The organism is Streptomyces sp. NPDC090994 (genome assembly GCF_044768905.1).
Classification (GTDB): domain Bacteria; phylum Actinomycetota; class Actinomycetes; order Streptomycetales; family Streptomycetaceae; genus Streptomyces.
The window spans coordinates 146,463-171,539 of record NZ_JBIVWS010000011.1 but is presented as its reverse complement, the minus strand read 5'-3'; the positions used below and the strand labels follow the sequence as shown (position 1 = coordinate 171,539).

General features: G+C 70.9%; 24 protein-coding genes. 18 read left to right on the top strand and 6 right to left on the bottom strand.

Annotated features, from left to right (window positions below):
- Positions 1 to 154 precede the first annotated feature (154 nt).
- The 4 genes from ACIQR3_RS23200 (at position 155) to ACIQR3_RS23185 (ending at position 4,773) form a co-directional block, all read left to right on the top strand.
- Positions 155 to 1,432 carry an aspartate kinase gene (locus tag ACIQR3_RS23200; RefSeq protein WP_403541857.1) on the top strand — a complete coding sequence of 426 codons (1,278 nt, stop codon included), beginning with the start codon at positions 155 to 157 and terminating at the stop codon, positions 1,430 to 1,432.
- Positions 1,432 to 2,508, top strand: a complete 1,077-nt coding sequence (locus ACIQR3_RS23195; RefSeq protein ID WP_403541855.1) for an aspartate-semialdehyde dehydrogenase — start codon at positions 1,432 to 1,434, stop codon at positions 2,506 to 2,508. The genes ACIQR3_RS23200 and ACIQR3_RS23195 overlap by 1 nt, the downstream gene beginning before the upstream one ends.
- A 502-nt stretch (positions 2,509 to 3,010) precedes the next feature.
- Complete coding sequence (locus tag ACIQR3_RS23190; RefSeq protein WP_215168685.1) at positions 3,011 to 3,586, top strand: SigE family RNA polymerase sigma factor; 576 nt, start codon at positions 3,011 to 3,013, stop codon at positions 3,584 to 3,586.
- Positions 3,587 to 3,657: 71 nt separating this feature from the next.
- Positions 3,658 to 4,773 carry a hypothetical protein gene (locus ACIQR3_RS23185; RefSeq protein ID WP_403541852.1) on the top strand — a complete coding sequence of 372 codons (1,116 nt, stop codon included), beginning with the start codon at positions 3,658 to 3,660 and terminating at the stop codon, positions 4,771 to 4,773.
- Here the strand turns inward: ACIQR3_RS23185 and ACIQR3_RS23180 are convergent.
- A complete protein-coding gene (locus ACIQR3_RS23180) occupies positions 4,770 to 5,669 on the bottom strand; it encodes an SURF1 family protein (RefSeq protein WP_403541849.1) in 900 nt (299 codons plus the stop codon). The genes ACIQR3_RS23185 and ACIQR3_RS23180 overlap by 4 nt on opposite strands.
- A gap of 110 nt (positions 5,670 to 5,779) precedes the next feature.
- Here ACIQR3_RS23180 and ACIQR3_RS23175 point away from each other — a divergent pair, with 110 nt between their 5' ends.
- A complete protein-coding gene (locus ACIQR3_RS23175; RefSeq protein WP_403541846.1) occupies positions 5,780 to 7,576 on the top strand; it encodes a S9 family peptidase in 1,797 nt (598 codons plus the stop codon).
- Positions 7,577 to 7,708: 132 nt separating this feature from the next.
- On the opposite strand, the gene ACIQR3_RS23170 is transcribed toward ACIQR3_RS23175, so the two are convergent.
- Positions 7,709 to 9,613, bottom strand: coding sequence for an NAD-binding protein (locus tag ACIQR3_RS23170; protein ID WP_403542020.1), 1,905 nt, complete (start codon positions 9,611 to 9,613; stop codon positions 7,709 to 7,711).
- Between the two features lie 214 nt (positions 9,614 to 9,827).
- On the opposite strand from ACIQR3_RS23170, the gene ACIQR3_RS23165 reads away from it, so the two are divergent.
- From ACIQR3_RS23165 to ACIQR3_RS23140, 6 genes are all read left to right on the top strand, one after another.
- Positions 9,828 to 10,349, top strand: coding sequence for a hypothetical protein (locus tag ACIQR3_RS23165; RefSeq protein ID WP_403541843.1), 522 nt, complete (start codon positions 9,828 to 9,830; stop codon positions 10,347 to 10,349).
- 74 nt (positions 10,350 to 10,423) lie between these two features.
- Positions 10,424 to 11,932 carry a flotillin family protein gene (locus ACIQR3_RS23160; protein ID WP_403541841.1) on the top strand — a complete coding sequence of 503 codons (1,509 nt, stop codon included), beginning with the start codon at positions 10,424 to 10,426 and terminating at the stop codon, positions 11,930 to 11,932.
- A 38-nt stretch (positions 11,933 to 11,970) separates the two neighbouring features.
- Complete coding sequence (locus ACIQR3_RS23155) at positions 11,971 to 13,071, top strand: PucR family transcriptional regulator (RefSeq protein WP_403541839.1); 1,101 nt, start codon at positions 11,971 to 11,973, stop codon at positions 13,069 to 13,071.
- Positions 13,072 to 13,097: 26 nt separating this feature from the next.
- Entirely contained in the window at positions 13,098 to 13,325 is a 228-nt protein-coding gene (locus tag ACIQR3_RS23150; RefSeq protein WP_403541836.1) for a hypothetical protein, read from the top strand.
- A gap of 115 nt (positions 13,326 to 13,440) precedes the next feature.
- Positions 13,441 to 15,597: a peptidoglycan recognition protein gene (locus ACIQR3_RS23145; RefSeq protein ID WP_403541835.1), complete on the top strand. Its 2,157-nt coding sequence runs from the start codon at positions 13,441 to 13,443 to the stop codon at positions 15,595 to 15,597.
- A gap of 115 nt (positions 15,598 to 15,712) precedes the next feature.
- On the top strand, positions 15,713 to 16,357 hold the full coding sequence (locus tag ACIQR3_RS23140) for a hypothetical protein (RefSeq protein WP_403541833.1): 645 nt from the start codon (positions 15,713 to 15,715) through the stop codon (positions 16,355 to 16,357).
- Here ACIQR3_RS23140 and ACIQR3_RS23135 read toward each other — a convergent pair.
- The 3 genes from ACIQR3_RS23135 to ACIQR3_RS23125 all read right to left on the bottom strand — a co-directional run bounded on the left by ACIQR3_RS23135 (position 16,344) and on the right by ACIQR3_RS23125 (position 19,567).
- Entirely contained in the window at positions 16,344 to 17,687 is a 1,344-nt protein-coding gene (locus ACIQR3_RS23135) for an XRE family transcriptional regulator (protein WP_403541831.1), read from the bottom strand. The genes ACIQR3_RS23140 and ACIQR3_RS23135 overlap by 14 nt on opposite strands.
- 102 nt (positions 17,688 to 17,789) lie before the next feature.
- Positions 17,790 to 18,494: a nucleotidyltransferase domain-containing protein gene (locus ACIQR3_RS23130; protein ID WP_403541830.1), complete on the bottom strand. Its 705-nt coding sequence runs from the start codon at positions 18,492 to 18,494 to the stop codon at positions 17,790 to 17,792.
- A 317-nt stretch (positions 18,495 to 18,811) separates the two neighbouring features.
- Positions 18,812 to 19,567 carry a GntR family transcriptional regulator gene (locus tag ACIQR3_RS23125; RefSeq protein ID WP_403541828.1) on the bottom strand — a complete coding sequence of 252 codons (756 nt, stop codon included), beginning with the start codon at positions 19,565 to 19,567 and terminating at the stop codon, positions 18,812 to 18,814.
- Positions 19,568 to 19,960: 393 nt separating this feature from the next.
- Here ACIQR3_RS23125 and ACIQR3_RS23120 point away from each other — a divergent pair, with 393 nt between their 5' ends.
- The 5 genes from ACIQR3_RS23120 (at position 19,961) to ACIQR3_RS23100 (ending at position 23,004) form a co-directional block, all read left to right on the top strand.
- Positions 19,961 to 20,269, top strand: coding sequence for a hypothetical protein (locus ACIQR3_RS23120; RefSeq protein WP_403541825.1), 309 nt, complete (start codon positions 19,961 to 19,963; stop codon positions 20,267 to 20,269).
- A gap of 199 nt (positions 20,270 to 20,468) precedes the next feature.
- Positions 20,469 to 20,693 carry a hypothetical protein gene (locus ACIQR3_RS23115; protein ID WP_403541823.1) on the top strand — a complete coding sequence of 75 codons (225 nt, stop codon included), beginning with the start codon at positions 20,469 to 20,471 and terminating at the stop codon, positions 20,691 to 20,693.
- An 8-nt stretch (positions 20,694 to 20,701) separates the two neighbouring features.
- On the top strand, positions 20,702 to 21,433 hold the full coding sequence (locus ACIQR3_RS23110; RefSeq protein ID WP_403542018.1) for a GntR family transcriptional regulator: 732 nt from the start codon (positions 20,702 to 20,704) through the stop codon (positions 21,431 to 21,433).
- On the top strand, positions 21,430 to 21,729 hold the full coding sequence (locus ACIQR3_RS23105) for a hypothetical protein (RefSeq protein WP_403541821.1): 300 nt from the start codon (positions 21,430 to 21,432) through the stop codon (positions 21,727 to 21,729). Before ACIQR3_RS23110 ends, ACIQR3_RS23105 begins: the two co-directional genes overlap by 4 nt.
- Positions 21,730 to 22,083: 354 nt before the next feature.
- Positions 22,084 to 23,004: a hypothetical protein gene (locus tag ACIQR3_RS23100; RefSeq protein ID WP_403541820.1), complete on the top strand. Its 921-nt coding sequence runs from the start codon at positions 22,084 to 22,086 to the stop codon at positions 23,002 to 23,004.
- A gap of 321 nt (positions 23,005 to 23,325) precedes the next feature.
- Here the strand turns inward: ACIQR3_RS23100 and ACIQR3_RS23095 are convergent, their stop codons facing one another.
- Positions 23,326 to 23,790: an NUDIX hydrolase gene (locus tag ACIQR3_RS23095; RefSeq protein ID WP_403541819.1), complete on the bottom strand. Its 465-nt coding sequence runs from the start codon at positions 23,788 to 23,790 to the stop codon at positions 23,326 to 23,328.
- An 18-nt stretch (positions 23,791 to 23,808) separates the two neighbouring features.
- Between ACIQR3_RS23095 and ACIQR3_RS23090 the strand changes: the two genes are divergently transcribed.
- Positions 23,809 to 24,588, top strand: coding sequence for a GntR family transcriptional regulator (locus tag ACIQR3_RS23090; protein ID WP_403541816.1), 780 nt, complete (start codon positions 23,809 to 23,811; stop codon positions 24,586 to 24,588).
- A 138-nt stretch (positions 24,589 to 24,726) separates the two neighbouring features.
- Entirely contained in the window at positions 24,727 to 25,077 is a 351-nt protein-coding gene (locus ACIQR3_RS23085) for a hypothetical protein (protein ID WP_403541815.1), read from the top strand.

The window sequence follows — 25,077 nt, the reverse complement described above, 5'->3', positions numbered from 1 at the left end:
GCAACCCTGGGCATGAGCCTGCCTGGACGAGCGGGCGGACAGCAGGTCTCAGCATGCGATATCGCAGGGGCCAAAACCGGACGCTCGCTAGACTGAGCCGACCGCAGTACATACACGTACGTGCGGAAAGAGACGGATTGAGCGAGGAGCGCACGTGGGCCTTGTCGTGCAGAAGTACGGAGGCTCCTCCGTAGCCGATGCCGAAGGCATCAAGCGCGTCGCCAAGCGGATCGTGGAAGCGAAGAAGAACGGCAACCAGGTGGTCGCCGTCGTTTCCGCGATGGGCGACACGACGGACGAGCTGATCGATCTCGCCGAGCAGGTTTCCCCGATGCCTGCCGGGCGTGAGCTCGACATGCTGCTGACCGCCGGAGAGCGGATCTCCATGGCCCTGCTGGCGATGGCGATCAAAAACCTGGGCCACGAGGCCCAGTCGTTCACCGGCAGCCAGGCGGGTGTCATCACCGACTCGGTCCACAACAAAGCCCGGATCATCGACGTCACGCCGGGCCGCATCCGCACCTCGGTGGACGAGGGCAACATCGCCATCGTGGCCGGCTTCCAGGGCGTCAGCCAGGACAGCAAGGACATCACCACGCTGGGGCGCGGCGGTTCCGACACCACCGCCGTGGCGCTGGCCGCCGCGCTCGACGCGGACGTCTGCGAGATCTACACCGACGTCGACGGCGTGTTCACCGCCGACCCGCGCGTGGTGAGCAAGGCGAAGAAGATCGACTGGATCTCCTTCGAGGACATGCTGGAGCTGGCCGCCAACGGTTCGAAGGTGCTGCTCCACCGGTGCGTCGAGTACGCCCGCCGGTACGACATCCCGATCCACGTCCGGTCCAGTTTCAGCGGGCTCCAGGGCACCTGGGTCAGCAGCGAGCCGATCAAGCAAGGGGACAAGCAGGTGGAGCAGGCCATGATCTCCGGTGTCGCGCACGACACCTCCGAGGCCAAGATCACGGTCGTCGGCGTGCCCGACAAGCCGGGCGAGGCGGCCACGATCTTCCGCACGATCGCCGACGCCCAGATCAACATCGACATGATCGTGCAGAACGTGTCCGCCGCCTCCACCGGCCTGACGGACATCTCCTTCACCCTCCCGGCGACCGAGGGCCGCAAGGCCATCGACGCCCTGGAGAACAACCGCTCCGGCATCGGTTTCGAGTCGCTGCGCTACGACGACCAGATCGGCAAGATCTCGCTGGTCGGGGCCGGGATGAAGACCAACCCGGGCGTGACCGCCGACTTCTTCAAGGCGCTCAGCGACGCCGGGGTGAACATCGAGCTGATCTCGACCTCCGAGATCCGCATCTCGGTCGTCACCCGCAAGGACGACGTCAACGACGCCGTGCGCGCCGTGCACACCGCCTTCGGCCTGGACTCCGAGAGCGACGAGGCCGTGGTCTACGGAGGCACCGGCCGCTGATGGCCGAAACCGAACGGTCCCCACGGGCCGGGCGGCCGACGCTCGCCGTCGTCGGCGCGACCGGGGTCGTGGGGTCGGTCATGCTCCAGATCCTGTCCCAGCACGCGGACATCTGGGGCGAGATCCGCCTGCTCGCCTCCCCGCGCTCGGCCGGCCGCAAGCTGGCCGTGCGCGGTGAGGAGACCGAGGTCGTCGCGCTCAGCGAGGACGCCTTCGACGGGGTCGACGTCGCCATGTTCGACGTACCCGACGAGGTCGCCGCGCAGTGGGCGCCGGTCGCCGCGGCCAAGGGCGTGGTCGTGGTCGACAACTCGGGTGCCTTCCGGCTGGACCCGGACGTGCCGCTGGTGGTGCCGGAGGTCAACGCGCACGCGGTGCGGACGCGCCCGCGCGGCATCGTCGCCAACCCGAACTGCACGACGCTGTCCATGATCGTGGCGCTGGGCGCGCTGCACGCCGAGTTCGGCCTGCGCGAGCTGGTGGTCTCCTCGTACCAGGCGGTGAGCGGGGCCGGGCGGCACGGCGTCGAGACGCTGCGCCGCCAGCTCTCCCTGGTGGCCGGTACGGAACTGGGGACCAGCCCCGGTGACCTGCGGCGGGCCGTCGGCGACGACACCGGCCCGTTCCCCGAGCCGGTCGCGCTGAACGTCGTACCGTGGGCCGGGTCGGCGCGCGAGGACGGCTGGTCCTCGGAGGAGATGAAGGTACGGGACGAGTCCCGCAAGATCCTCGGGCTGCCGCAGCTTCCCGTGGCGGTGACGTGCGTACGGGTGCCCGTGGTCACCACGCACTCCCTGACCGTGCACGCCCGCTTCGAGGACGAGGTCACCGTCGGCCGGGCCCGCGAGATCCTGGCCACCGCGCCGGGTGTCGTCCTCTTCGACAACCCCGCCGCCGGTGAGTTCCCCACGCCCGCCGACGCGGTCGGCACCGATCCGACCTGGGTGGGCAGGGTGCGGCGGGCGCTGGACGATCCCACCGCGCTCGAACTCTTCGTGTGCGGGGACAACCTGCGCAAGGGCGCGGCGCTGAACACCGCGCAGATCGCGGAGCTGGTCGCGGCCGAGTTCGCGTGAGGCCCCGCGCGGCCCGGCCGGTGGGGGCGGGGAAATACCAATCCGTTTCACGTGAAACGTTTGTAGGATCTGTGTGAGTGGTGTGATCCGGTCGTTGGTCCGGATCTATTGATCAATGACCGGGTGCCGTCAGAGGATTTCCTCCCCGCCGTCCGCAACCACGCGGACGGCGGGGAGCGTCTTTGCGGTCACCCCATCCGGGGCGCGGGGGCGCCGAGGCGCGGACGTGGGGACGTCCATGCCGTAGGGCATACAGGGGAAGAGCGGGACGCATGACGGCGAATGAGGCACCAGCGGGGGCACAGCCGGACGCGAGAGCGAACGAGGTGAACAAGGCGCTCGGCGCGTACAACCCTCATGGGGCGAGGCGTGTCCAACTGGCGTGGCAGAGGTACTCGACTTGTCCCCCAAGCTCTTCGAGCAGGGGGTACCCCCAGCGGCGGCACGCGGCACGGCCCTCCGGCCGACCCGTCGGCTCGCGCGTGCTCGCGCGGCCGGTGGCATGCCGGTGATCGCCCCCATGCCCGCAGCCCAGCCCGCACCCCTGCCGGCGCAGCGAGACGGTGCCGAGGACGTCGCGGCGGCGGGCACCACCGTCGACCACCTCACCGAGACGTACCGCACCCACTACCGGTCGCTGCTCGGCCTGGCCGCGCTCCTGCTCGACGACACCGCCTCCTGCGAGGACGTCGTGCAGGAGGCGTTCATCCGCGTGCACTCGGCGCGCAAGCGGGTCCGTGACCCCCAGAAGACGCTGGCGTACCTGCGGCAGACGGTCGTCAACCTGTCCCGGTCGGCCCTGCGCCGCCGGATCATCGGCCTGAAGCTGCTGTCGAAGCCGATGCCCGACATGGCGAGCGCGGAAGAGGGCGCCTACGACCAGCTGGAGCGCGACTCCCTGATCAAGGCGATGAAGGGCCTCCAGCGCCGCCAGCGCGAGGTGCTGGTCCTCAGGTACTTCGCCGACATGACCGAGGCGCAGGTGGCCGAGACGCTCGGCATATCGCTGGGCTCGGTCAAGGCGTACGGTTCGCGTGGCATCGCCGCCCTCAGGCTGGCCATGGGGGAGCCGGCATGAGCGACGGCACCGGTGCGTCGCACGGACCGGACGGACAAGAGCGGAACCACTCGCACGCTGGGAACGGAACTGTGAACCACGGTCCCTACGGACTCGACGACGGGCAGGAACCTGCGCCCGGGGACGGGACAGAGGCCGCGGCGGAGGCCGTGGAAAGGGCCGGGGCGGAGGCCGGTGACGGGCTCGCGCCGGACGAGCTGGCCCTGCGCCGGCTGCTCCACCAGGCCGTCCAGGAGGTGGAGCCCCGCGAGGGCGCCCTGGAGCAACTGCGCCGCGCGGTCCCCGCCCGACGCGCCCGCAAGCGGCAGGCCGCCGTGGGCATGGCCGCCGCCGCCCTCTTCATCGGCACCGCCGTCCCCGCCCTGGTCCACGTCTCCAACTCCACCGGCCCGGGCGCCGACCCGTCCGTGGCCGGCCACGCCTCCCAGGCGCAGGGCGGTTCCGGCCAGGGCAAGGACCCGGCCGGCGGGCAGAGCGCCACCGTCGGCTCCTCCGAGAAGGGCAAGGACAAGGGGGAGGCCGGGCAGCAGGAGAAGGAGAAGGACAAGGCGGCCGCGGCCGGCGGCGGAGCGGCCACCGGCGCCGACCCCTCGACCAGCAGCGGCACCGCCACGGCCGCCTGTACGGCGGCCCAGCTGGGCGCCGCCGTGGGCTCCAGCGCCGCACCCGACTCGACCGGCGTGGTCTACGGCTCCTTCCGGGTCAGCAACGTCTCCTCGGCCGGCTGCACCGTCGGCGGCCCCGGCTCGGTGAGCGTGACCGCCCAGGGCGCGGCGGACCCCACCAGGATCGGCACCGCCCGGCACGCGGCCGGGGACCCGGCGACCGGGCTGCCGGACCCGTCCCTGGAGGCCGGGCAGCTGCTGCTGGAGCCGGGCGGGACGTACGAGGTGCGGTTCGCCTGGGTGCCCTCGGAGACGTGTCCCACCACCGGCGGGGGCACGGACGGCGGCACCGGCGACCCCTCACCGGACCCGTCACCCACCGAGACCACCGGCACCGGCACCACCGACAACGCGAGCACCACCACCGGCACCACGCCCCAGCTGATCGCGGCGGACGCCCCGGCCGACGGCAGCGTGGCCGTGACGTACACGACGGAGACGGGCGCGGGCGCGGCGACGGCGACGGTGGCCAACGCCTGCGCGGGGACGGTGTACTGGACGGGCGTGCTGGCGGGGTCCTAGAGGTTCCCCGCGGGCTGTTTGTGCTGCTCGCCGGATTCCGGTCCGTCCGCCGCGGACCCGTCCACCGCGGACCCGTCCACTGCGGACCCGTCCACTGCGGACCCGTCCACCGCGGGCTCGTCCACCGAGGGCTCGTCCACCGGGGCCAGTCCCAGCTCCGCGTCCCGGGCCAGCTCCACCTCGCGGCGCAGCAGCCGGAACCACATGAAGACCACGAAGCCCACGAACGCGAACCACTCGGCGGTGTAGCCGAGGTTCTGGAACGCCTTCAGGTCCAGGCCGGAGTCCTGCGTCTCGCTGAGCGGCACGGCCCGCATCCCCGAGTCGCCCTCGTTGAGGGTGACGTACGCGTCGTACACGTCGTACGGCACGAGGTTCACCAGCGAGGCCGCGCTGATCGCGGCGGTCTGGCCGTCGGGGAGGCCGCCGCGGGCGCTGACGCCGTTGTCGCCCGGTGTCTCGGACGCCTGGAGCGCGCCGGTGACGGTGACCTCGCCGGTGGGCGGGGCCGGGGCCTTCGCCGGGTCCGCCGCGCCGGGCAGCCAGCCGCGTACGACGGGCAGCGCCTCGCCGGAGTCGGTGCGCAGCATCGTCAGGACGTAGTAGCCCTCGCGGTCGTCCAGGGTGCGGTCGGGGACGAGGAGCTGGTCGGCGTAGCGGCCGGTGACGGTGGTCTGGTGGTTGACGGTCGCCTTGTCCACCGGCAGCAGGTCGGCCAGCGGGCGCGCGGCCTGGGTCTGGGCGGCCTCGGCCAGCCGGTCCGCGGTGTGGTGGTCGTCGACCCGGTCCTCGAACCGGCTCAGCTGCCAGGAGCCCATGAAGACGCAGAAGGGGATCGCGAGCACGACGAAGACGTTGATCCCCCACCAGCGGGGCGTCAGCAGGAACCGGTACACGCCCTCAACGGTACGGGTTCGGATGCGCGCAACGGTCGCGGGGTCGGAGTTTTCCACAGGCTGGGGGCCGGATCTGCGGGAAGGCCGCCCGGCCGGGCAGTATGGGGCCCATGAGTGAGAGCAACGGGTCCATGCCCGACTGGGAGAAGCGGTTCCGGGCGCCGAGGGTGTCCCTGCCGGACTGGGCGGAGGACGCGCCGGACCGCTCCCTGTTCGTGTCGAACGTGACGGGGACGTACGAGCTGTACGCCTGGGACCGGTCGACCGGCGAGCAGCGGCAGGCCACCGACCGTCCCCACGGCACGACGGACGGGGTGCTCTCGCCGGACGGCGCGCGGATCTGGTGGTTCGACGACAAGGACGGCGACGAGTTCGGCGTCTGGCGCCGCCAGCCCTTCGCGGGCGGCGCGGACGAACTGGCGGTGCCGGGCCTCGACCCCTCCTACCCGGCGGGCCTCGCCCTCGGCCGCGACGGGCGTACGGCGGTGATCGGCCGCTCCACGGACGAGGACGGTACGACGATCCACCTGGCGCGCGGTGACCAGGCCCCGGTGGAGATCTACCGGCACCGCGAGTCGGCGGGCGTCGGGGACCTCTCCCACGACGGTTCGCTGATCGCCGTCGAGCACACCGAGCACGGCGACGCGATGCACTCGGCGCTGCGCGTGCTGCGCCCCGACGGCACCAAGGTCGCGGAGCTGGACGACACCGAGGGCGGCACGCGGGAGCTGGGCCTGGAGGTGCTGGGCTTCGCCCCCGTCGACGGCGACACCCGCCTGCTCATCGGGCACCAGCGCCGGGGCCGCTGGGAGCCGCTGGTCTGGGACGTGGCGACGGGCGAGGAGACCGACCTCGCGCTGGAGCTGCCGGGCGACGTGAGCGCGGAGTGGTTCCCCGACGGTTCGGGCCTGCTGATCGTGCACAGCTTCGAGGCCCGCAGCGAGATGTTCCGCTACGACCTGGCGGCGCGCGAGCTGATCGAGATCCCCACGCCGGCCGGCATGGTCTCGGGGGCGACGGCCCGCCCCGACGGCAGCGTGGAGTACCTGTGGTCGTCGGCCGCCGAGCCGCCGGCGGTGCGGTCGACGTCCGGGCGCGTCGTCCTCGACCCCCCGGGCATGAAGTCGCCGGGCTCGGTGCCGGTGGAGGACGTGTGGGTGGAGGGCCCCGGCGGGCGCATCCACGCCCTGGTCCAGAAGCCGGCGGGGGTGACGGGGCCGCTGCCGACGGTCTTCGACATCCACGGCGGCCCGACGTACCACGACAGCGACTCCTTCGCCGCGGGCCCGGCGGCCTGGGTCGACCACGGCTACGCGGTGGTCCGGGTCAACTACCGGGGTTCCACCGGTTACGGCCGGGCCTGGACCGACGCCCTGAAGCACCGGGTCGGCCTCATCGAGCTGGAGGACATCGCCGCGGTCCGCGAGTGGGCGGTCACCTCCGGCCTCGCCGACCCCGCCCGGCTGATCCTCACGGGCGGCTCCTGGGGCGGCTACCTCACCCTGCTCGGCATCGGCACCCAGCCGGACGCCTGGGCCCTGGGCATCGCGGCGGTCCCGGTCGCCGACTACGTCACCGCGTACCACGACGAGATGGAGGCGCTGAAGGCCCTCGACCGCACGCTGCTGGGCGGCACCCCCGAGGAGGTCCCCGAGCGCTTCGCGGCGTCCTCCCCCCTGACGTACGTCGACGACGTGAAGGCCCCGGTGTACATCTCGGCGGGCGTCAACGACCCCCGCTGCCCGATCCGCCAGGTCGAGAACTACGTCAAGCGCCTGGAGGCCAGGGGAGCCGTCCACGAGGTCTACCGCTACGACGCGGGGCACGGTTCGCTGGTGGTCGACGAGCGCATCAAGCAGCTGCGACTGGAACTCGACTTCGCAGAACGGCACCTGCCACGTCCCTGACCGCCCCAGGTCTCGACGGGGCCTCTGGGCGGGCCGAGTCGGGTGGTGGGTGGGCACAGGCCGGGGATCCAGGGGGCGGAGCCCCCTGGTGGGGGGTGACGCGCAGGGCGCCCAGCCCTACGCACCCGCCCCCTACGCGTCCGCCCCCCGCCGTACCCCCCGCCGCCCCAGCAACTCCGCCAGCCCCCGCCGCGTAGCCGCCAGCACCACCCGGTCCGACCCCCGCAGCACATACGTGTCCGGCAGATCCCACACCAGCCCCGCCCCGGCGACGTCCACCGCACCCGCACCCGCACCCGCACCCCCGCCTCCCCGACCGCCGGAGGCCACCGTGTCCAGCGCCAGCACCCGCCACGCCCCCGCCCGGAACGCCTCCCCGACCGTCCGCCCCTCCAGCTGCGGATGCCCCGCCACCCGCACCGCCGCGAACAGCAGCACCCGCCGTTCGACCGGGATCGCCCCCAGGATCTGCCGCCCCATCATCGCCCCGGCGAACGCCGGCGCCGACAGGTGCGTCACGCTCCGGCTCCGCGTCAGCGCCCCGGGATGCGCGGCCCGCAGGGTCCGGTAGACCGCCGTCGCGAAGTCGTCGTCGTACAGCCGCAGCACCACCCGCAGGTCGGCCCGCACCGACCGCGCGTACAGCACCGCCTCCAGGTTCGTCGTGTCCACACTGGTCAGCGCCAGCAGCGAGTGCGCCCGGTGGATCTTCGCCGCCTCCAGCACGCCCTCCTGCGTGACGTCCCCCAGCACCACCGGCACCCGCAGCCGCCGTGCCGTCGCCATGCCGCGCGCCTCGGGGTCGGACTCCACGCACACCACCGGGATGTGCAGCTCCCGCAACCGGGTCAGCACCCGCGTACCGATCTTGCCGAGTCCCAGCAGCACCACATGCCCGCCGAGCCCGCGCGGCGGCTTCCGCAGCGTCGTCGCCGTCCGGAGCGTCCCCAGCGCCTCCAGTACCGCCGCCAGCAGCACCGGCAGCAGCAGCAACCCCATCAGCCCGGTGAGCAGTTGCAGCACCTGCTCCCCGGTCGACCCCTCCAGCGCCGGCTCGTTGATGGCGAACAGGTCCAGCAGCGTCACGTACGTCGCGTGCAGCGGATGGTCCCCGGTCACCAGCGTCAGCGCCACCGCCAGCGCGACCACGCAGGCCGCGAGGCCCGCGATCGACCACCGCAGCCGCCGCGAGAACAGCGAGGCGAACGGCGGCACCACCCCGCCCCGCGCGGACAGCGCGGGCCCGGAGTACGACACCTGCTCCAGCACGACGGTGCCCCGCCCCGTCGCCCGGGCCACCTCCGCCGCGTCGGGCAGCAGCCGCGGCCCCTGGTCGCCGCTCTCCTCCGAACCGTCGGTCCCGGCGGGGTCGTTGCTGGTCGCGGAGAGCAGCGCCAGCGTGCACAGCCCCGGGTCGGCCACCTCGCCGGGCCGCGGCGGCTGCCGCTCGACCGCGCGCAGCAGCAGCCCGTCCGTCTCCACGACCTTGCTGGTGCCGACCAGCGCGGTCGCGGCCAGCGCGGGCGCGGCGGTGTCGGCGTCCGAGAGCACGGTGGTGGAGGCGTCCAGAGCAGGGGTCCGGGCCTCGCCCGCCGCCAACGCGGCGGCCTGGTCGAGGAGTTCCTCTATGTGCTGGCCCAGGCGCCGGTTGTACAGCCGCAGCACCAGCCGCAGCCGGGGGTTGAGGCGGCGGGCGGTGAGGGCGGCGCGGATGTTGGTCTCGTCGTCGTCGTAGACCAGGGCCAGCGCGGCGGCCCGCCCCACACCGGCCTCGGCGAGCACGTCCTCGGTCGGCTCCCCGGCCTCCATCTCCTGCCCCGCGCTGTCGGCGCCGTCCGGCTCGGCGGCACCGGCCCGGTTGACCGCCGCGTTCACCAGGTCCAGCAGCGCGGCGGAGGCGGCGCGGGCGCGGCCCACCACCGGCTGGCGCACCCGGCGCCCGGAGGGCGGCACGACGAGGGTGACCTGTTCGCCGTAGACACCGCGCAGTTCGGCGGCGAGCCGGTGCGCCAGCCCGTCGTCGCCGCAGACCACCATGTGCGCGGCGGGCGTTCCCTGCTGACTCTGGTTCGGAAGGCTAGGCACGAGGCAACAGACTGCCATGCCCTCCCGGGAGGCGTTAAGAACGCGTTAAGACGCGGCAGGGAAGACGTATGAACATTGCCGGAATCCGGCAATGACGGCCTGCTCTGCCCCATGCCAGACTCCCTCGCACCGGAGGTCGGCGGCAGGGCGAGAGGGGGCGGCACGCATGGCCTGGTTTCTCGGCCTTGGCATCACGGGGGTCGTGCTGCTCGCCCTGTCGCTGATCTTCGGCGGCGTCGTCGAAGGCGCCCTCGACGGCGCTCTCGACGGCGCGCTGGGCGGCGTCCTCGACGGGTGGCTGTCGCTGCCGGTCCTCGCCGGCTTCACGTCGATGACCGGCTTCACCGGCGCCCTCGTCCTGGGCAGCGGCTGGACGGGCCCGGTGGGCGCCGCCTCGGCGGGCGTGCTCGCCGGAGCGGGCGCGGGCTGGCTGACGTACCGCCTCAGCCGGGCGCTGATGCGCGACCAGACCGCCGTGACGCCCACCGCGGACCACCTGCTGGGCACCCCCGGCAAGGTGGTGACCGCCATCCCCGCCGACGGCTTCGGCGAGGTCCTGCTGCACCTCGGCGGCCAGCCGCTCAAGTGCGCGGCGCGCAGCGCGGCGCCGGTGGCGCGCGGCACCCGGGTGTGGGTGGAGGCGGTCCCGACGTCGACGTCGGTGGTCGTCCGCCCGGTCGACAGCTGAACCCACCTCTCTCCACGAACTTCTCCACGAACTTCTCCACGAACTTCTCCACGAACCCATACGGGGGCACAGCCATGAGTCCTGTCCTGATCGCGGCACTGGGAGTCGTCGTACTCCTGGTGCTGCTCGCACTGGTCGTCGTCAGCCGGTACAAGGTGGCCGGGCCGAGCGAGGCGTTCATCGTCACCGGCCGGCGCGGCAAGAAGTCCACCGACCCGGAGACCGGCCGGGTGTTCACGGACAACAGCGGCCAGAAGGTCGTGGTCGGCGGCGGTGTCTTCGTCGTGCCGTTCGTGCAGCAGAAGTTCACCCTCGACCTGTCCTCGCGGCACATCCCGGTCGCCGTGCGCGGCGCGGTGACGCTGCGCGGGGTCAAGGCCCACCTCGAAGGCGTCGCCATCGTCAAGGTCGGCGGCACCGAGGACGCGATACGGGCCGCCGCCCAGCGGTTCCTGATGCAGCAGGACGGCATCGTCGGCTTCACCCAGGAGGTGCTGTCCGGCGCGCTGCGGGCGATCGTCGGCCGGATGTCGGTGGAGGACGTCATCCGCGACCGGGCCGCCTTCGCGAGCCAGGTGGCGGAGGAGGCGGAGGCCAGCCTCTCCGGGCAGGGCCTGGTCCTGGACGCCTTCCAGATCCAGGACATCACCACCGAGGGCTCCTACCTGGAGGACCTCGGCCGTCCCGAGGCCGCCCGGGCCAAGCAGGAGGCCGACATCGCCGAGGCGGTGGCGCGGCGCGCGGCCGAGCAGGCCCGGCTGAAGGCCGAGGAGGAGATCGCGGTCGCCCAGCGGACGCTCTACCTGAAGCAGGCCGAGATCAAGGCCGAGACCGACCAGGCCTCCGCCCGCGCCAACGCCGCCGGCCCGCTCGCCGAGGCCGCCCGGCAGCAGGACATCCTCGCCGAGCAGGAGAAAGTCGCCGAACGCCAGGCGGCCCTGAAGGACCGTCAGCTGGACACCGAGGTCCGCAAGCCGGCCGACGCCAAGCGGTACGAGGCCGAGCAGGAGGCCGAGGCTCGCCGGGTGTCCCGCGTCAAGCAGGCCGAGGCCGAGCGCGCGGCCGGCATCGCCGCCGCCCAGGCGGAGGCCGAGCGGGCGCGGCTGACCGGTGAGGGCGAGAAGCAGCGCCGCAGCGCGCTGGCCGAGGCGCAGGCCATCGAGGGCCTCAAGCAGGGCGAGGCCGAGCGGTCCCGGCGCGCGGCGATCGCGGAGGCGGTACGGCTGGAGGGCGAGGCGGAGGCCGCGGCGATCGGTGCCAAGGGCGCGGCCGAGGCCGAGGCGATGCGGAAGAAGGCCGACGCCTTCGACCGGTACGGCGAGGCGGCGGTGCTCCAGATGCTGGTCGAGGTGTTGCCGCAGGTGGTGGCGAAGGCGTCCGAGCCGCTGTCCGCCGTCGACAAGATGACGGTGATCTCCACGGACGGCGCGAGCCGCCTGTCCCGCACGGTCGCCGACAACGTCGCCCAGGGCATGGAACTGCTCACCTCCACCACCGGCATGGACCTGGCCGGGCTCCTGAAGGACCTCACCGCGCGCAAGACGGCGGCGGCCGAGGACGGCAAGGTCGAGATCACCGGCTGACAGTGGCCGCCCGTACCCTGGAAGGCGCCGGCGACGGCATGGACGTGACACGACGGGTGCGGCAGGGGTGGGCGGAGGTGGCGGACCGGCAGGCGGCGCGGGCGTACGTCGAGGGCTACGCGGACCTCCTCGCCTCCGCCTCCGCCACCGGCCGCCGGCTGAACCGGGAGGAGCTGGACTCCCGCCGCGCCCTGGGGGAGCGCGCCGCGGAGGCCGGCCTCAAGCTGCGGGACCTGGTCGTCGCCCACCTCGACGCCACCCGCGCCGACTGGCCCACCGGCCCCGGCGTCACCCCCGACTGCGTGCTGGCCGTGGTCGCCCAGGCCGTGGACGCGCTGGCCGAGGGGTACGAGCGGGCGCAGCGGCTGGCCGTGCGTCAGGAGGAGGCGGCGCGGCGGGAGTTCATCGACGACCTGCTCTACGGCCGCAGCGACCTGGGCCGGGTCGCCGAGCGCGCCGAGCGCTACGGCCTGCGGCTGGCCTACGAGCACGCCGTGGCTGTGGCGCGCGGCGCCTTGGCGTACGACGACGGCGACCCCGTCCCCCGGGAGGTGGAGCGGGCGCTGATCGGCCGGTTCGGCGACCGCCGCATACTCCTCACCACCAAGGACGGCCGCCTGGTGTGCGTCGCCCCCGGCGACCAGCAGGAGATCCTCACCTTCTTCGCCAAGCTGGCGCACACCGCCACCGACGGCGGCCAGGTCGCCATCGGCCGCTCCCAGCCCGGCGCCGCCGGTGTCGTCCAGTCCTACGAGGAGGCGCTGAACACCCTCGACCTCGCCGAACGCCTGGAACTCGACGAGCCGTTGCTGCGCGCCGCGGACCTCCTCGTCTACCCCGTCCTCACCCGTGACCGCCAGGCCATGGCCGACCTGGTGACCAGCACCCTCAGCCCGTTGCGCGAGGCCCGCGGCGGCGCCGAGCCGCTGCTCGACACGCTCACCGCGTACTTCGACTCCGGCTGCGTGGCGGCGGAGGCGGCCCGCCGGCTCTCCCTGAGCGTGCGCGCCCTCACCTACCGGCTGGAACGCATCCACCGGATCACCGGCGCCGACCCCTCCGACCCGGTCCACCGCTACACCCTCCAGACGGCGGTGATCGGCGCCCGCCTGCTGGGCTGGCCGGCCAACCCCCTCTGACAGGTTCCGACAGGAGAGACACCCCCATGGCGAAGAAACCGGTCCGCGCGGCGGTCGGAGACATCCGGATCACCTGCCAGGTGTGCGGCAGCGAACATTTCCGGGACCGTCCCGTCCTCCTCAACAGCTCCGGCATGGAGTTCATGAAACTGGCCTGGGCGAACGAGACGGCGACCGGCCTGATCTGCTGGCAGTGCGGATACGTCCAGCTGTTCGCGAACCAGGATCTCCAGCTGTACCGGGGGGACGCGTAACCGGCCGGACGTACCATTCCCGGGGCTGATGTGCCCCGATCAACTTTCCGCTGTCTTTCCGTGGGGGGAAATACTCGTGAGTCGTCGTACGTCGCATGCGTACAGACCGCTGAACATGAAGCGAAGAGCCTGGCTGACGCTCGGCGCGGTCGTCCTGGGCGGCGGCGGAGTGGTGACGTACGCCGCCGCCAGCCCGTCCGCCGACACCGGGCCCGCGACCCGGGCCAAGCGGCCGGTGAAGGTCTACGACCTGGCGCTGAAGGGCGCCGGGAGCGATGTGCGGAAGCTGCCGCGCACGGAGACCAAGCAGTTCTCGCTGCTCGGCGTCTCCTGGACGGATGCCGACCGGGAGCTGAACGGCAGCATCCAGGTGCGGACCCGCGACGCCGAGAGCGGCGCGTGGACCGGCTGGCGGGACCTGGAGACCGGCGTCGACCCGGTCGAGGTCCCCGAGGCCGACTCGGAGGAACGCGGCGCGTCCGAGCCGCTGTGGACCGGCCCGTCCGACGGCGTCGAGGTCCAGGTCGTCCACGACGACGGTTCCACCGACGCGGGGCTGCCCAAGGGGTTCGAGGTCAACCTGGTCGACCCCGGGGTGGTGACGGAGGCGGAGACGCGGATCGACCCGGCGGCGTTCGCGACGGACGCGTCGGCGGAGCCGACGGTCTCTTCCGAACCTGCCGCCGCCGCGTCCGCCGCGTCCGCCGCGTCCGCCGCGTCCGCCGCGTCCGCCGCTCCCACCGCCCCGGCGTCCACCGCCCCCCAGCCGCCGGTCGTCTCCCGCGCGGGCTGGGGCGCCGACGAGTCGCTGAGCCCGGAAGGCCCCGAGTACAACGAGGACGTGAAGTCGGTCTTCGTCCACCACACGGCCGGCACCAACGACTACTCCTGCGCCGACTCGGCCGCCCTCGTCCGGGGCATCTACGCGTACCACGTGCAGACCAACGGCTGGAAGGACCTCGGCTACAACTTCCTCGTCGACAAGTGCGGCACCGTCTTCGAGGGCCGCAAGGGCGGCATCGACCTGCCGGTCCTCGGCGCGCACACCTACGGCTTCAACCGCGAGTCGACCGGCATCGCCGTCCTCGGTGACTACACCTCCACCGCCGCGCCCCAGGCGACCCTGACCGCGATCGCGCGGGTGGCGGCCTGGAAGCTCGGCCAGTACGGCGCCGACCCGTCCTCGACCGTCAAGCTCACCGCGGGCGCGACCCAGAAGAACTACTTCGGTACGAGCTTCACCGCGGGCGGCACCTACGCCTTCGGCCGCATCGCCGCCCACCGCGACGGCTACAACACCGAGTGCCCCGGCGACTCCCTCTACGCCCAGCTGCCGGCCATCCGCACCCTTGCCGCAGGCCCGGTGCAGGGCCTGAAGATCACCGCGCTCGACGGGACGGGCCTGAACGGCTCCACGTACTACACCAAGGGCAAGATCACCGCCCGCTGGTCGGCCACCACCCCCGCCGCGCTCGTCGAGCACTTCGAGATCCTGGTCGACGGCACGTCGGTCGCCACCGCCCCGGCCACCGCGACCTCCCAGAGCGTCACCCTCGCCGCGGGCAGCCACACCGTCGCCGTACGGGCGGTGCACCAGTCCGGCAGGACCACGACGACGGCGACCAAGAAGGTCGTCACGGACACCACCGCGCCGACCTTCACCACCACGCCCAAGCTGACCCTGCGCACCGGCACCGTCGACACCACCGCCGTCCCGGTCACCCTCGGCTGGAAGGCCGCCGACAGCGCCGCGCTGCGCCGGGTGAAGCTGCTGTCCCCGACCACGGCCACCTTCGGCCCGACGACGACGTCCTCCAAGCGGACCGCCAAGTCCGGCTCGGCCGCCACTTGGTCGATGCGGGCGTACGACTGGGCCGGCAACTACCGCACCTCCTCGCCCTCCTACACCCCGGTGATCCTCCAGGAGAGCTCCGCCAAGAAGTCCGGCAGCTGGAGCACGCGTTCCTCCTCCAGCTACCTCGGCGGGAAGTCGTACTCCAGCTCCTCCAAGAGCGCGAGCCTGACGTGGACGTTCACCGGCCGCTCCGCGGCGTGGGTGGTGTCGCGGGCCTCGTCCTCCGGCCAGGCGTACGTCTACGTCGACGGCAAGAAGGTCGCGACCGTCGATCTGAAGTCGGCGACCACCAAGTACCGCCAGGCGATCTGGACGAAGTCCTGGTCGAGCAGTGCCAAGCACACGATCAAGGTCGTGGTCGTCGGCACGAGCGGCCGCCCGACCATCACCACGGACGGTCTGGTCCATCTGAAGTAACGGCTCCGGATCCGAACCGCGCGCCTTCCGTTCCCGTCTCTCGGACTGTCGGAGAGAACTGTCGGAGAACTGTCGGAGGGTGTCGATGACGCACAGAAGAAGGCGCGCGGGCTGGATGACCACGGGCTGGATGACCACGGGCGCGCTGACGACAGCGACGCTGGTGGGCCTCACGGGCTGCTCGGACGGATCGGGTTCGGACTCCGCCTCGGAGTCCGACTCGGCCTCGCACTCCGCCTCTGCCTCTGCCTCCGCCTCTGCCTCCGCCGAGGGCGCCACGCCGACGGCGGAGGCCTCGTCCGCGACGGCCGGGGGGAGCTCCGAAGGAGGAGAGACCCCCGAAGCAACGGTCGAGGCGTGGGTGGCCGCGGTCGTCAAGGGCGACACGAAGGAGGCGTGCCTGCTGATGGGGGAGGCGGCCACCGGTTCGTCGCCCGCGCAGACCGGCAGCGAGGAGACCTGCGGCACGGACTCGGCGCAGGGCAAGCGGATCCAGGACACGGTCGGTCAGTTCAAGGAGTCGTTCACTCCCGACCCGCCCACGGCCGACCCGAAGGTGGAGGCCACCGCGCCCGCCGACGCCTCCGCCGAGAAGGCGGTCTTCCCCGCCGACCGGATCACCATCGACGGCAAGACCCTCGAAGAGATCATCATCTCGAACTCCACCGGCGTGGGGCCGGGCCAGCTGGACGTGAAGATCGGGACCGACAAGCTCGACGGCGCCTGGTACGTGACCGACATGGACTTCAACCTCGGCTGACCCCACGGCTCATGCTGCTCATGCGGCGCATACAGCGCATACGGTGCATCCGGGCGAGGTAGTCCCGTACCCCCGGTTCGGTGCCGTACCGGCGGCTGAGCTCGGCGGCGAGTTCCCCGCCGGCCATGACCAGCGACGGCACCGACCGGCGGTCTCCTTCGAGGGCCCGTCCCCCCAGGGCGAGCGCCTGCTCCAGATCCCCCGCACGCGCCGCCGTGACCGCGAGCGTGAGCCGCGCTTCCGCGTTGCGCATCGGCGACCGCTCGGTGCCGTCGGCGTCCGTTCCCGTCCTCAGCACCTCCTCGGCGAGCAGGCGGGCGAGCCTGTCCTCACCGACCAGGCGGTGACAGTCCATCGCGTAGAAGTCGAACTTGCCCGGGTCCACCACGAAGTGGTTCTCCGGGTTCTCGGGGTACGGCATCCGCTCCAACAGCAGCCGCCCCTCGTCCAGGGCCGCCTCGACCCGCCGGCGCTCCCCGAGCCGCGCCCATGCCTTGGCCTCCTGGGCGGCGAGCTGCACGGCCACACCACGGTCCGGGGCCCGCTCGGCCCCGGCCCGCGCCGCCGCGACGGCGCCCCGGTAGTCACCGTCGGTGAGGGCGAACCACGCCCGCATCTCGTGCGCCCACCCGGCGATCTCCGCATGGCCGGCCTCGGCCGCGAGCGACAGCGCCGCCTGCCGTGCCGCCTCCGCCGCGTGGCGCGCCCCCGTGTCGTACTCGGCACAGCCGACCAGCAGGGCGAGCCACCCGGACACCGCGAGCACCTCACGCCGCTGCGCGGAAGTGAGGCCGCTGGTGTGGTGCAGCGCGGCGACACGGCGCAGCCACCACCGCCCCTCGACGAGCAGCCGCTCACCCGGCACGAACGGGTACTCCGAGGCGAGCCGGTCCGCGACGCCCCGCAGGGCGTCGAGCGTGGCGCCGTCGAGGTCGGACCGTTCGAGCCGGCGCGCGATCTCCAGCGTCTCCACACCGGACGCGTCGACGAACCCCCGGCCCCCGCCCCGCCCCGGGGGCGCCGGGAAGAGCGCGTACGTCACGGTGCCGAAGAGGGCGGCGATCCCCGACCGCCACCAGCCGTCCGGCATCCGATCACCCGCTTCCCACCCCTTCCACTGACGCACCAAACTGTCTTCGGAACTGCCTTCTGCGCTGCCTTCTGCGCTGCCTTCTGCGCTGCCTTCTGTGCTGTCTTCCGCGCTCTCTCCCGAAGACATCCCCCCGGCAACGCGCTCCCGCAGCGCCCGTACCGCCTCCCGCTCCGACCACCCACGGGCCACCCGCTCGGCAGCGATACGCCGCGCCCACCCGGGCCTGTCATCGACCATGCGCCCACCTCCGCGTGCTCTCCTACGAGTACCCCCTCCCAGTCCCACTCGCGAGCAGAACCCAGCAGTGTTCCGGCCGGCGCGTCGGCCGTACCCGATCGGTCAGGGAGTGCCGGCGCGCCGGTAGCCGGCCCACAGCCGGCCGCCGGCCCGCGCGAGCACCTCGTCCACCACGGTCACGAGGGGTTCCGGCCGCCCGCTCAGTACCTCGTGGAGACCGTGGTGCAGGCGCCTGCCGAGCCCCGGGGCGGTCGACTCCAGCCGGCGTGCCAGCCACTTCCCCCCTCCGTTCCAGGAACCGCCGACGGCCAGCGCCAGTTCGCCGGTGCGCCGGACCAACTCGGTGGCGATGAACAGACGCTCGCCCTGGTCGTCGCTTCCCGCGAGATCGTCGAGGAGGTCGGTGATCGCGTAGCGGCGGTCCTCGATCTCTTCCGCCGACGCCGGCGGCGGTCCCGCGACGGCCAGCCTCCGGGCTTCCGCGGCGAGACGCGCTCCGAGCCCGTCGGTGTCGAGGAGCAGCAACCCGTCGGCACACATCCACAACAGCGGCGACCGGCGCCGGCCCAGCTCCCGCTCGATGTACGACCGCCAGGTCGCCTCGGTGTGCACGAACATCTCCACCGGCCAGCCGTCGTGCCGAAGACTTGCCCGGTACGGCGCCGGGGCACCGTGCAGCAGCACCACGACGTCCAGATCCGACATCGCCGTGCGCCGGCCCGTCACGACACTGCCTCCCAGGAACGCGGCCCGAGCGTCGGGATGATGTCCCTCTACGACGGCACGTGCCGCCTCGATCCCATCCATACGGCAACTATCAACACGGCCCCCACCGCACGCACACCCCTTCTCCGGGAGGACTACGGCGGCTTGCTGGACACGCACGCAAAACAGGTCGGGCGCCTACTGCATTCAGTAGGCGCCCGACCTGGTGTTTCAGCTGTCGGGGTGGCGGGATTTGAACCCACGACCTCTTCGTCCCGAAGCAACTTCGGGGACGGTACCGCCTGGGCTCATTGTGCCCCTCACCTGCGCTGATGGTCCGCAGCCGTTCGCGCTCGTCCGTCGTTGTCCGCTGGCGTTGTCACGCAGTTAGACACTCAGTCGTGCCGCCGGGACACGCCCTATCGGTTGATCGGGATCTCGTAGACGATCTCGCAGTGAGCCGCGGGCACCACGATGTCCGCTGTCTCCACGGGCCGGCCGTCGTCGCTGTAGTACGTCCGCCGGATGTGCGTGACAAGTGCACCCTTCTGGACGCCGAGCAATGAGGCTTCCTCGGCGGTCGCCTGCCTCGGCTCCGGCTGCTCTACGGCATGGCTGACCGTGATGCCGATCTCGGCCATGCGTCGCACCACGCCCATCCCCGCGTACGGCCCGCCCTCCGGCAGGACCGCGAGCGTGCCGGACGTGATGCTGTACGGCTCCCAACTCGTGGAGACGAGAACGGGCTTGCCGTCGGCCAGGTACTCGTACAGCGTGCGCACGCAGTAGTCCGCCTCAGGGATCTCAAGGCGCGCTGCGATGTCCGCCGGAGCCGGCACCATCGCCTCGCTTCGGCTCTCCCAAGTCCCCTTCTTGCCGAGCGCCGCCATCTCCGCGCGGAACAGCGATCCGTCGGTGTGCTGTTGCTGCCGTGAGCGGACCATGCGCAGTCGCTCCCGCGGCTCCGCGACGTAGGTTCCCGAGCCCGCACGTCCTTCCAGGACGCCCTCGGCGATCAGCATCTCTTGGGCACGGCGAATGACGGCGTCGCCTACTCCGTACTCCTGCGCCAGTTGGGCGCGAGACGGCAGACGGTCTCCCGGCGTCCATTCCTGATCGGCGATGCGCTCTCGTAGCAGGTCAGCGATGTGGAGGTACGGCGGCTGCTCACGCATATGGAAAATCTAGACCACTACCTCTAATCTAGATAGCCAGCTTGCTCTTAGCTATCTAGCTTGCGAGAGGGGGTCAGGTGCAGCCGAGGGACCATCTCGCGTTATCCACCGATGCTCGTGTCGACCATATGGCCGCACGCCTCGCAGCCCTCGGTATCGCGCCCATCGTGACGCGCGGCAAGGGATGGGGGCGTGTGGAAGCGCACGTGCCTGGCCCCCTCTCTCCCGAGCGATGGCAAGAGCTCCTCGCGGCACTGGCGACGGCCGACTCTTACGGGCTCGTCGACAGCAGCGAGGACGGCCGCAGCGTCTGGGCCGGAGTCAACGACAAAACCCCCGCGGCGGTACCTGCCGCCCGGGGGCACGGCCATCAGCCCTGAGGAGCTGATCAGCATGCTCAACCGTATCCGTCGTGCCGTCTCGCTCGCCAGAGCGCGGTACTTCCGCAAGGGCAGGCACCGTCGCGCCTCAACGCCGTCTTGGGATGTGGCGGTGATGTCTCCCGCGCTTGCCGCACGACAGGCAGCCGTCCCGAAACGGGTGCCAGCGACATCAGACCGTTTCCCCCTGCTCCGGGGCGAGGAGAACGCGCTCGTCCGCCCGTATGTGCTGGCCACGGAGGAGCGCGCGCGGCGGCGTTCGGTGATCGTGGCGCCGCGACTGTCGGCTGAGGCGTGGTCGGCCCTGGCGGGGGCCCACTGATGCCCTCTCGTCAACGACTCCGGATCGCGGAATCCTCGGCCGCTGCCTACCGGTCGACCGCATGCCGAATCGGCACCCACACCGCCTGTTCGGACGCCTCACCGGCCGTGGCGCCGGCCGACCTGCCGGTGATCTACGAGACATGTGACTGCCCCTGTCACTCGGCGCCGGACCACTCCACGCGACCGGCGGTGACTCGGTGAGCAACTGGGCCCCCGGGGGCGCGCTCGCGTCCACCATCGAGATCACTGCCGCCACCGTGCTGCGGGGCGACGTCATCCAAGTCGGCGGCCAAGCATGCCGGGTGAGCGACCTCTTCCAGCTGCCCCAGGGCGCCAAGCAACTCCTCTTCGAGTCCGGAGAGCTGCTGACCATGAACGGGCGGACCCGGCTCCTTGCCGTGCGAATGGTGAGAAGGCGGTGACGGAGTTTATGGCATCGCGTCGCCTCGTCGTCACCGACGATCTGAGGCGCCAGATCGCGGCCGGACACATCCGACCCGGTGATCGTCTTCCGTCTGAGACCGCTTTGGCCGACCGGTACAAGGTCAGTACGGCGACACTCCGGAGTGCTCTGGCGGTTCTCCAGGGAGAAGGTCTCGTCGAGAAGATCCACGGCAAGGGGAACTTCGTCCGCCGCCCGCTGCGCAAGATCACGTACGTCGGCGGATGGGGCACGCTGGACCCTCGGACAGCCGCAGATGCGGATCTGCGAGTGACAGTTCGCACGACCGCGATGCACGCGCGGGGGCACCTGACAGCGCTGCTGAGGGTCGAGGACGGAAGCCCACTGACCGAATTCGTCCGCCTCAGCTACGAGGGGGAGTCTCCGCACAGCCTGGCCCGCATCTACGTACCGCAGGATCTGACGCCGACCACGGCATTCGGTGACCGTCCCTCATGCGCGTGGGTGGAGGCCAGTTTCTCTGTGCCGGACCCGCCGCCGGCCGAGGTCCACGAGACGGTGTCCGCCCGGCTCCCCACACCGGATGAGGCGTCAACCCTGCGGATCAGCACAGCCCTGGCTGTCCTCGCGATCACGCGGGTCGCGGCCGACAACGCCGGGCGAGTCGTCGAAGCGGCGCTGCTCGTGTTCCCGGGGGACCGTGTCGACGCCGTCTTCACTACTCACCACGTGATCGACGAAAGGCAGGCGCAAAGATGACGCCGCAGAGCGAACTGCGACTCCTCCCGTGGTCGGGTCCGGACGGCAAGCCCTGCTACCTGAGCACCGACGAGAGCGGCGGCTACATGTCGCGCCTGGCGGACAGCATCGAAGCGGTACAGCTCGGGATGGCAGCCGATCTTGTGGAGCAAGCCTCGGAAGTCCTCGACGACCGGGACGCCGGCCCCGATGACCTACGGCTCACGCTGGCCGAACTGGCCGCAGCCTTGCGAGACGTGCTCCGCGTAGCAACCAGCCGCGGTCACCTCCTGGCGGTGAGCGAACCTCACTCCTGAAGGGAGCCGTCGCCAAGTGCGCTGCCTGCGGCGACGCTCATAGGCCCGTGTACTGATCGCCCCTCCCGCTGACCAGCGGACCTGACAAAGCTCACGGCTCTGACCAGTTCAGACGCCGTGGGCTTCTGTCGTTGTCGGACGGCATTGGCTGACCTTGGACGGCCCGGAGACGGCCCCGGAGAGGCGCGGGCTGAGGATGAGCACAACAGGCGACAGGGGCGCCGGGATGCTCACTGCCTGACAGCCGCGACCGCCCGTCCTGACGCGGTCAGCCCGGGCACTGGTATGTAGTTGCCACGCGGGCTGTCCTTGCCGATAAACTCACAGATCATCTATTTGATCACTGGAGGGGTTATGAGTGACGCGAATGATGAATGGGTGCCCTTCTCGGCTCGCCGCTCAGAAGCCGGGCGTCAGGAATTTGTCCGCCTCTCCGATGGAGTGCCTGAGTGGCTACGCGAGTCGCTCTGGAATTGGCTTTCTGAGCGGATGCACAAGAGGGCTCTCGGTAGCAATCACAAGTGGTACATGACACCGTGCGAAGCAGGAATCAGAAGAGCTGAGCGAATTCTCAAGATTTCATCTGGTTGGACGTCGTCGGGAGACTCGCACCCCGACAGGATCGGCGGCCTTGCAAAGTTCAGGGTCGCTCTGTATAAAAATCCGGAAGCATTTCTTGGGGCAGTAGATCTAGCCCTCTCTCAACTCGACCCAAATGCGCCAGAGTGTGACGCATTGGAAACAGTCCTGGAAGAGGGTGCCTCCGCCTGGCGGGTAGGCCTAGTTAGTGGCAGAGCTGGCCTTGTTGAGCGCATCGATGCGACGGTACAACTTGCAGCAGAAACGACCGGAGCGCTTGAGCCGAGAGCTGGAAGACTGTTGGCCGACGCGTGGAAGCATGCCTTCTCCATGAATCGAGATCCGTCGGCCGCTTACCGGTATGCCGTTCGTGCAGTGGAAGCGGCAGCAGCTCCCGTGATCTCTCCAAGCGACGCCATTCCCACTCTTGGGAAAATGATTTCGGCATTCAGGAGTAAACCAGAGAAGTGGAACTTCTCTTTTAAGGTTGACTCTGCCGTCGACCCTAAGGGCGTTCTTTTGGGTATGCTTCAAATTCTCTGGACGAACGAGTATTCTCGGCACGTTGATCTGGATATCCAAGCCCCTCTGCACGTATCACAAGAGGAGGCTGAAAGCGCGATCGTTCTGGCGGTTACGCTGGTCAACTGGTTTGTCTCTGGGTCGGTTTCCAGAAACCCGGCTCAGAGTACGTAAGGTCGGCGGAGCGGCTTTGGGCTGGAGCTGCTTTGGGGCGAGTGATCTTGGCCCCGTAAGCTGATGGCGAGTCGGGCAGTCTGTGGACCTGCCCGTTAAAGCACGACGTTGGGGCCAAGATCTTAGAGGCTCGCCCCAAAGTGGCTGCCTAAAGCCGTGGAGCCGACCGCCCCAGCCACAGAGGGTGTCTCCCCACTTCATGCCCGCAGCCGCCCAGCGCGCCGCCGGGCGCGGCCAGCCGGGGCGAAGACAGGAGGCAGGCCGCGCCGCAGAGGCGGCGCGCCCGCGCCGTGCGCGGGCCTTGATGAAGTAGGGAAAGTCTTATCCCACTGGGATCAGGTGCTTGCCGTCGTGGCTCCGTACGTGGGGACCGGCGCCGTCCAGGGCGTCCAGGAGCCGGATCGCGTAGACCTCGGACATGCGCTCGCTGACCTCGTCGGGTGTGAGCCAGGAGACGGCTGTCGACTCGCTTGAGGTGCGTTCCGTGCCGCCGGACGGCTTGCAGCGGAAGACCAGGGCGACGATGCCTCGGGTGGTGTTCTTGTAGACGCCGGTGAGTTCGTCTACCTCGACGTGGATGCCTGTCTCTTCCCAGACTTCGCGGGCGACGCCGGCCTCCGGGGTCTCGTTGAGTTCGAGTACGCCGCCGGGGAGTTCCCAGGTGCCGTTGTCGGCTCGGCGGATCGCCAGGAGGCGCCCGTCGTCGCGCACCACTACCCCGGCTACTGACACGGAGTGCAAGGGTGGCGACGTCGCTTCCTGTGGTTGACTCATGTACAGGAGCATAGGAGGCAGAGGAAGACTATGGGAACTGCGGTAGAGGGGGGCAGGCTCGGGCCTCGGTACGTGCAGATCGCGGACGAGATCGTGCAGCAGATCCGGGCGGGTGTGCTCAAGCCCGGTGACATGGTGCCCAGTGAATCGGAGCTGGTGGAACGCTACGGCGTGTCCGGCGGCACGATCCGCAAGGCCATGGCCGAGGTACGGGCGAGCGGACTGGTCGAGACCCGGCACGGCAAGGGCTCGATCGTGAAGGACCGGCCGCCGGTACGGCACCGTTCCTCCGACCGCTTCCGTCGCTCGCTTCGCCAGGGCGGCAAGGCCGCGTACCTCGCTGAGTCCGCACAGTCCGGCGCCACCGCCAAGGTGAGTGTTCTCTACATCGGGCCCATGGAGGCTCCTGCGGACGCCGCCCAGCGACTGGGCATCTCCGCCGGCACTCAGGTGCTCGCCCGGCGACGCCTCTACTTCCGCAACGGCACCCCGGTCGAGACTGCCTCCTCATATCTCCCATGGGATGTCGCGAAGGAGATCCCTGAGCTGTTCGCCGAGAATCCCGGCGGCGGTGGTATCTACGCCCGACTCGAAGAACACGGGCACGAGTTCGCCGAGTTTGTCGAGACGCTGCAAGCGCGGCCGGCCTCCAAGGCGGAAGCCTCAGAGTTGGCGCTCAGCCCGGGTGCGCCGGTGATTCACCTGATCCGGGAGGCTCGTACGGCGGCCGGGCTCGTGGTGGAGGTCTGCGACACGCTCATGGCTGCTGACCAGTTCGTTTTCGAGTACCGCATCCCTGCCGCCGACTGACGCTCGCTCAACTTCTCGCAACCCGTCGTGACTTCGATGTCGCGGCGGGTTGACTCATGTACAGGAGTGGTGCACTCTTCTTCATGTCACTCATGTACATGAGTGACGGAGCTCTGCACCTATAGAGGAGTGATCGCTGTGCGTCAGATCCCCGTCGACACCTCCGCTGCGACCGTGATGGTCGCCAAGACGCCGGAGCCGAAGGTGAAGGACCGCCGGACCGGTGAGCTGGCCCTCGACGCCGAGACCGGCTCCAAGCTGATGACCGTGAACGTGATGTTCGCGGCCAACGACGAAGTCGAGATCCTGTCCATCACTGTCCCGGAAACGGGCGTCTCCGGTGACCTGACCATGGGCACCCCGGTCGCGCTCACCGGGCTGATCGCCCGGCCGTGGGAGAACGAGTTCAACGGCCAGAAGCGGCACGGCATCGCCTTCCGCGCGGTCGCCGTGACCTCGCTGGCCGCTGCGGGCGCGAAGGCGGCCTGA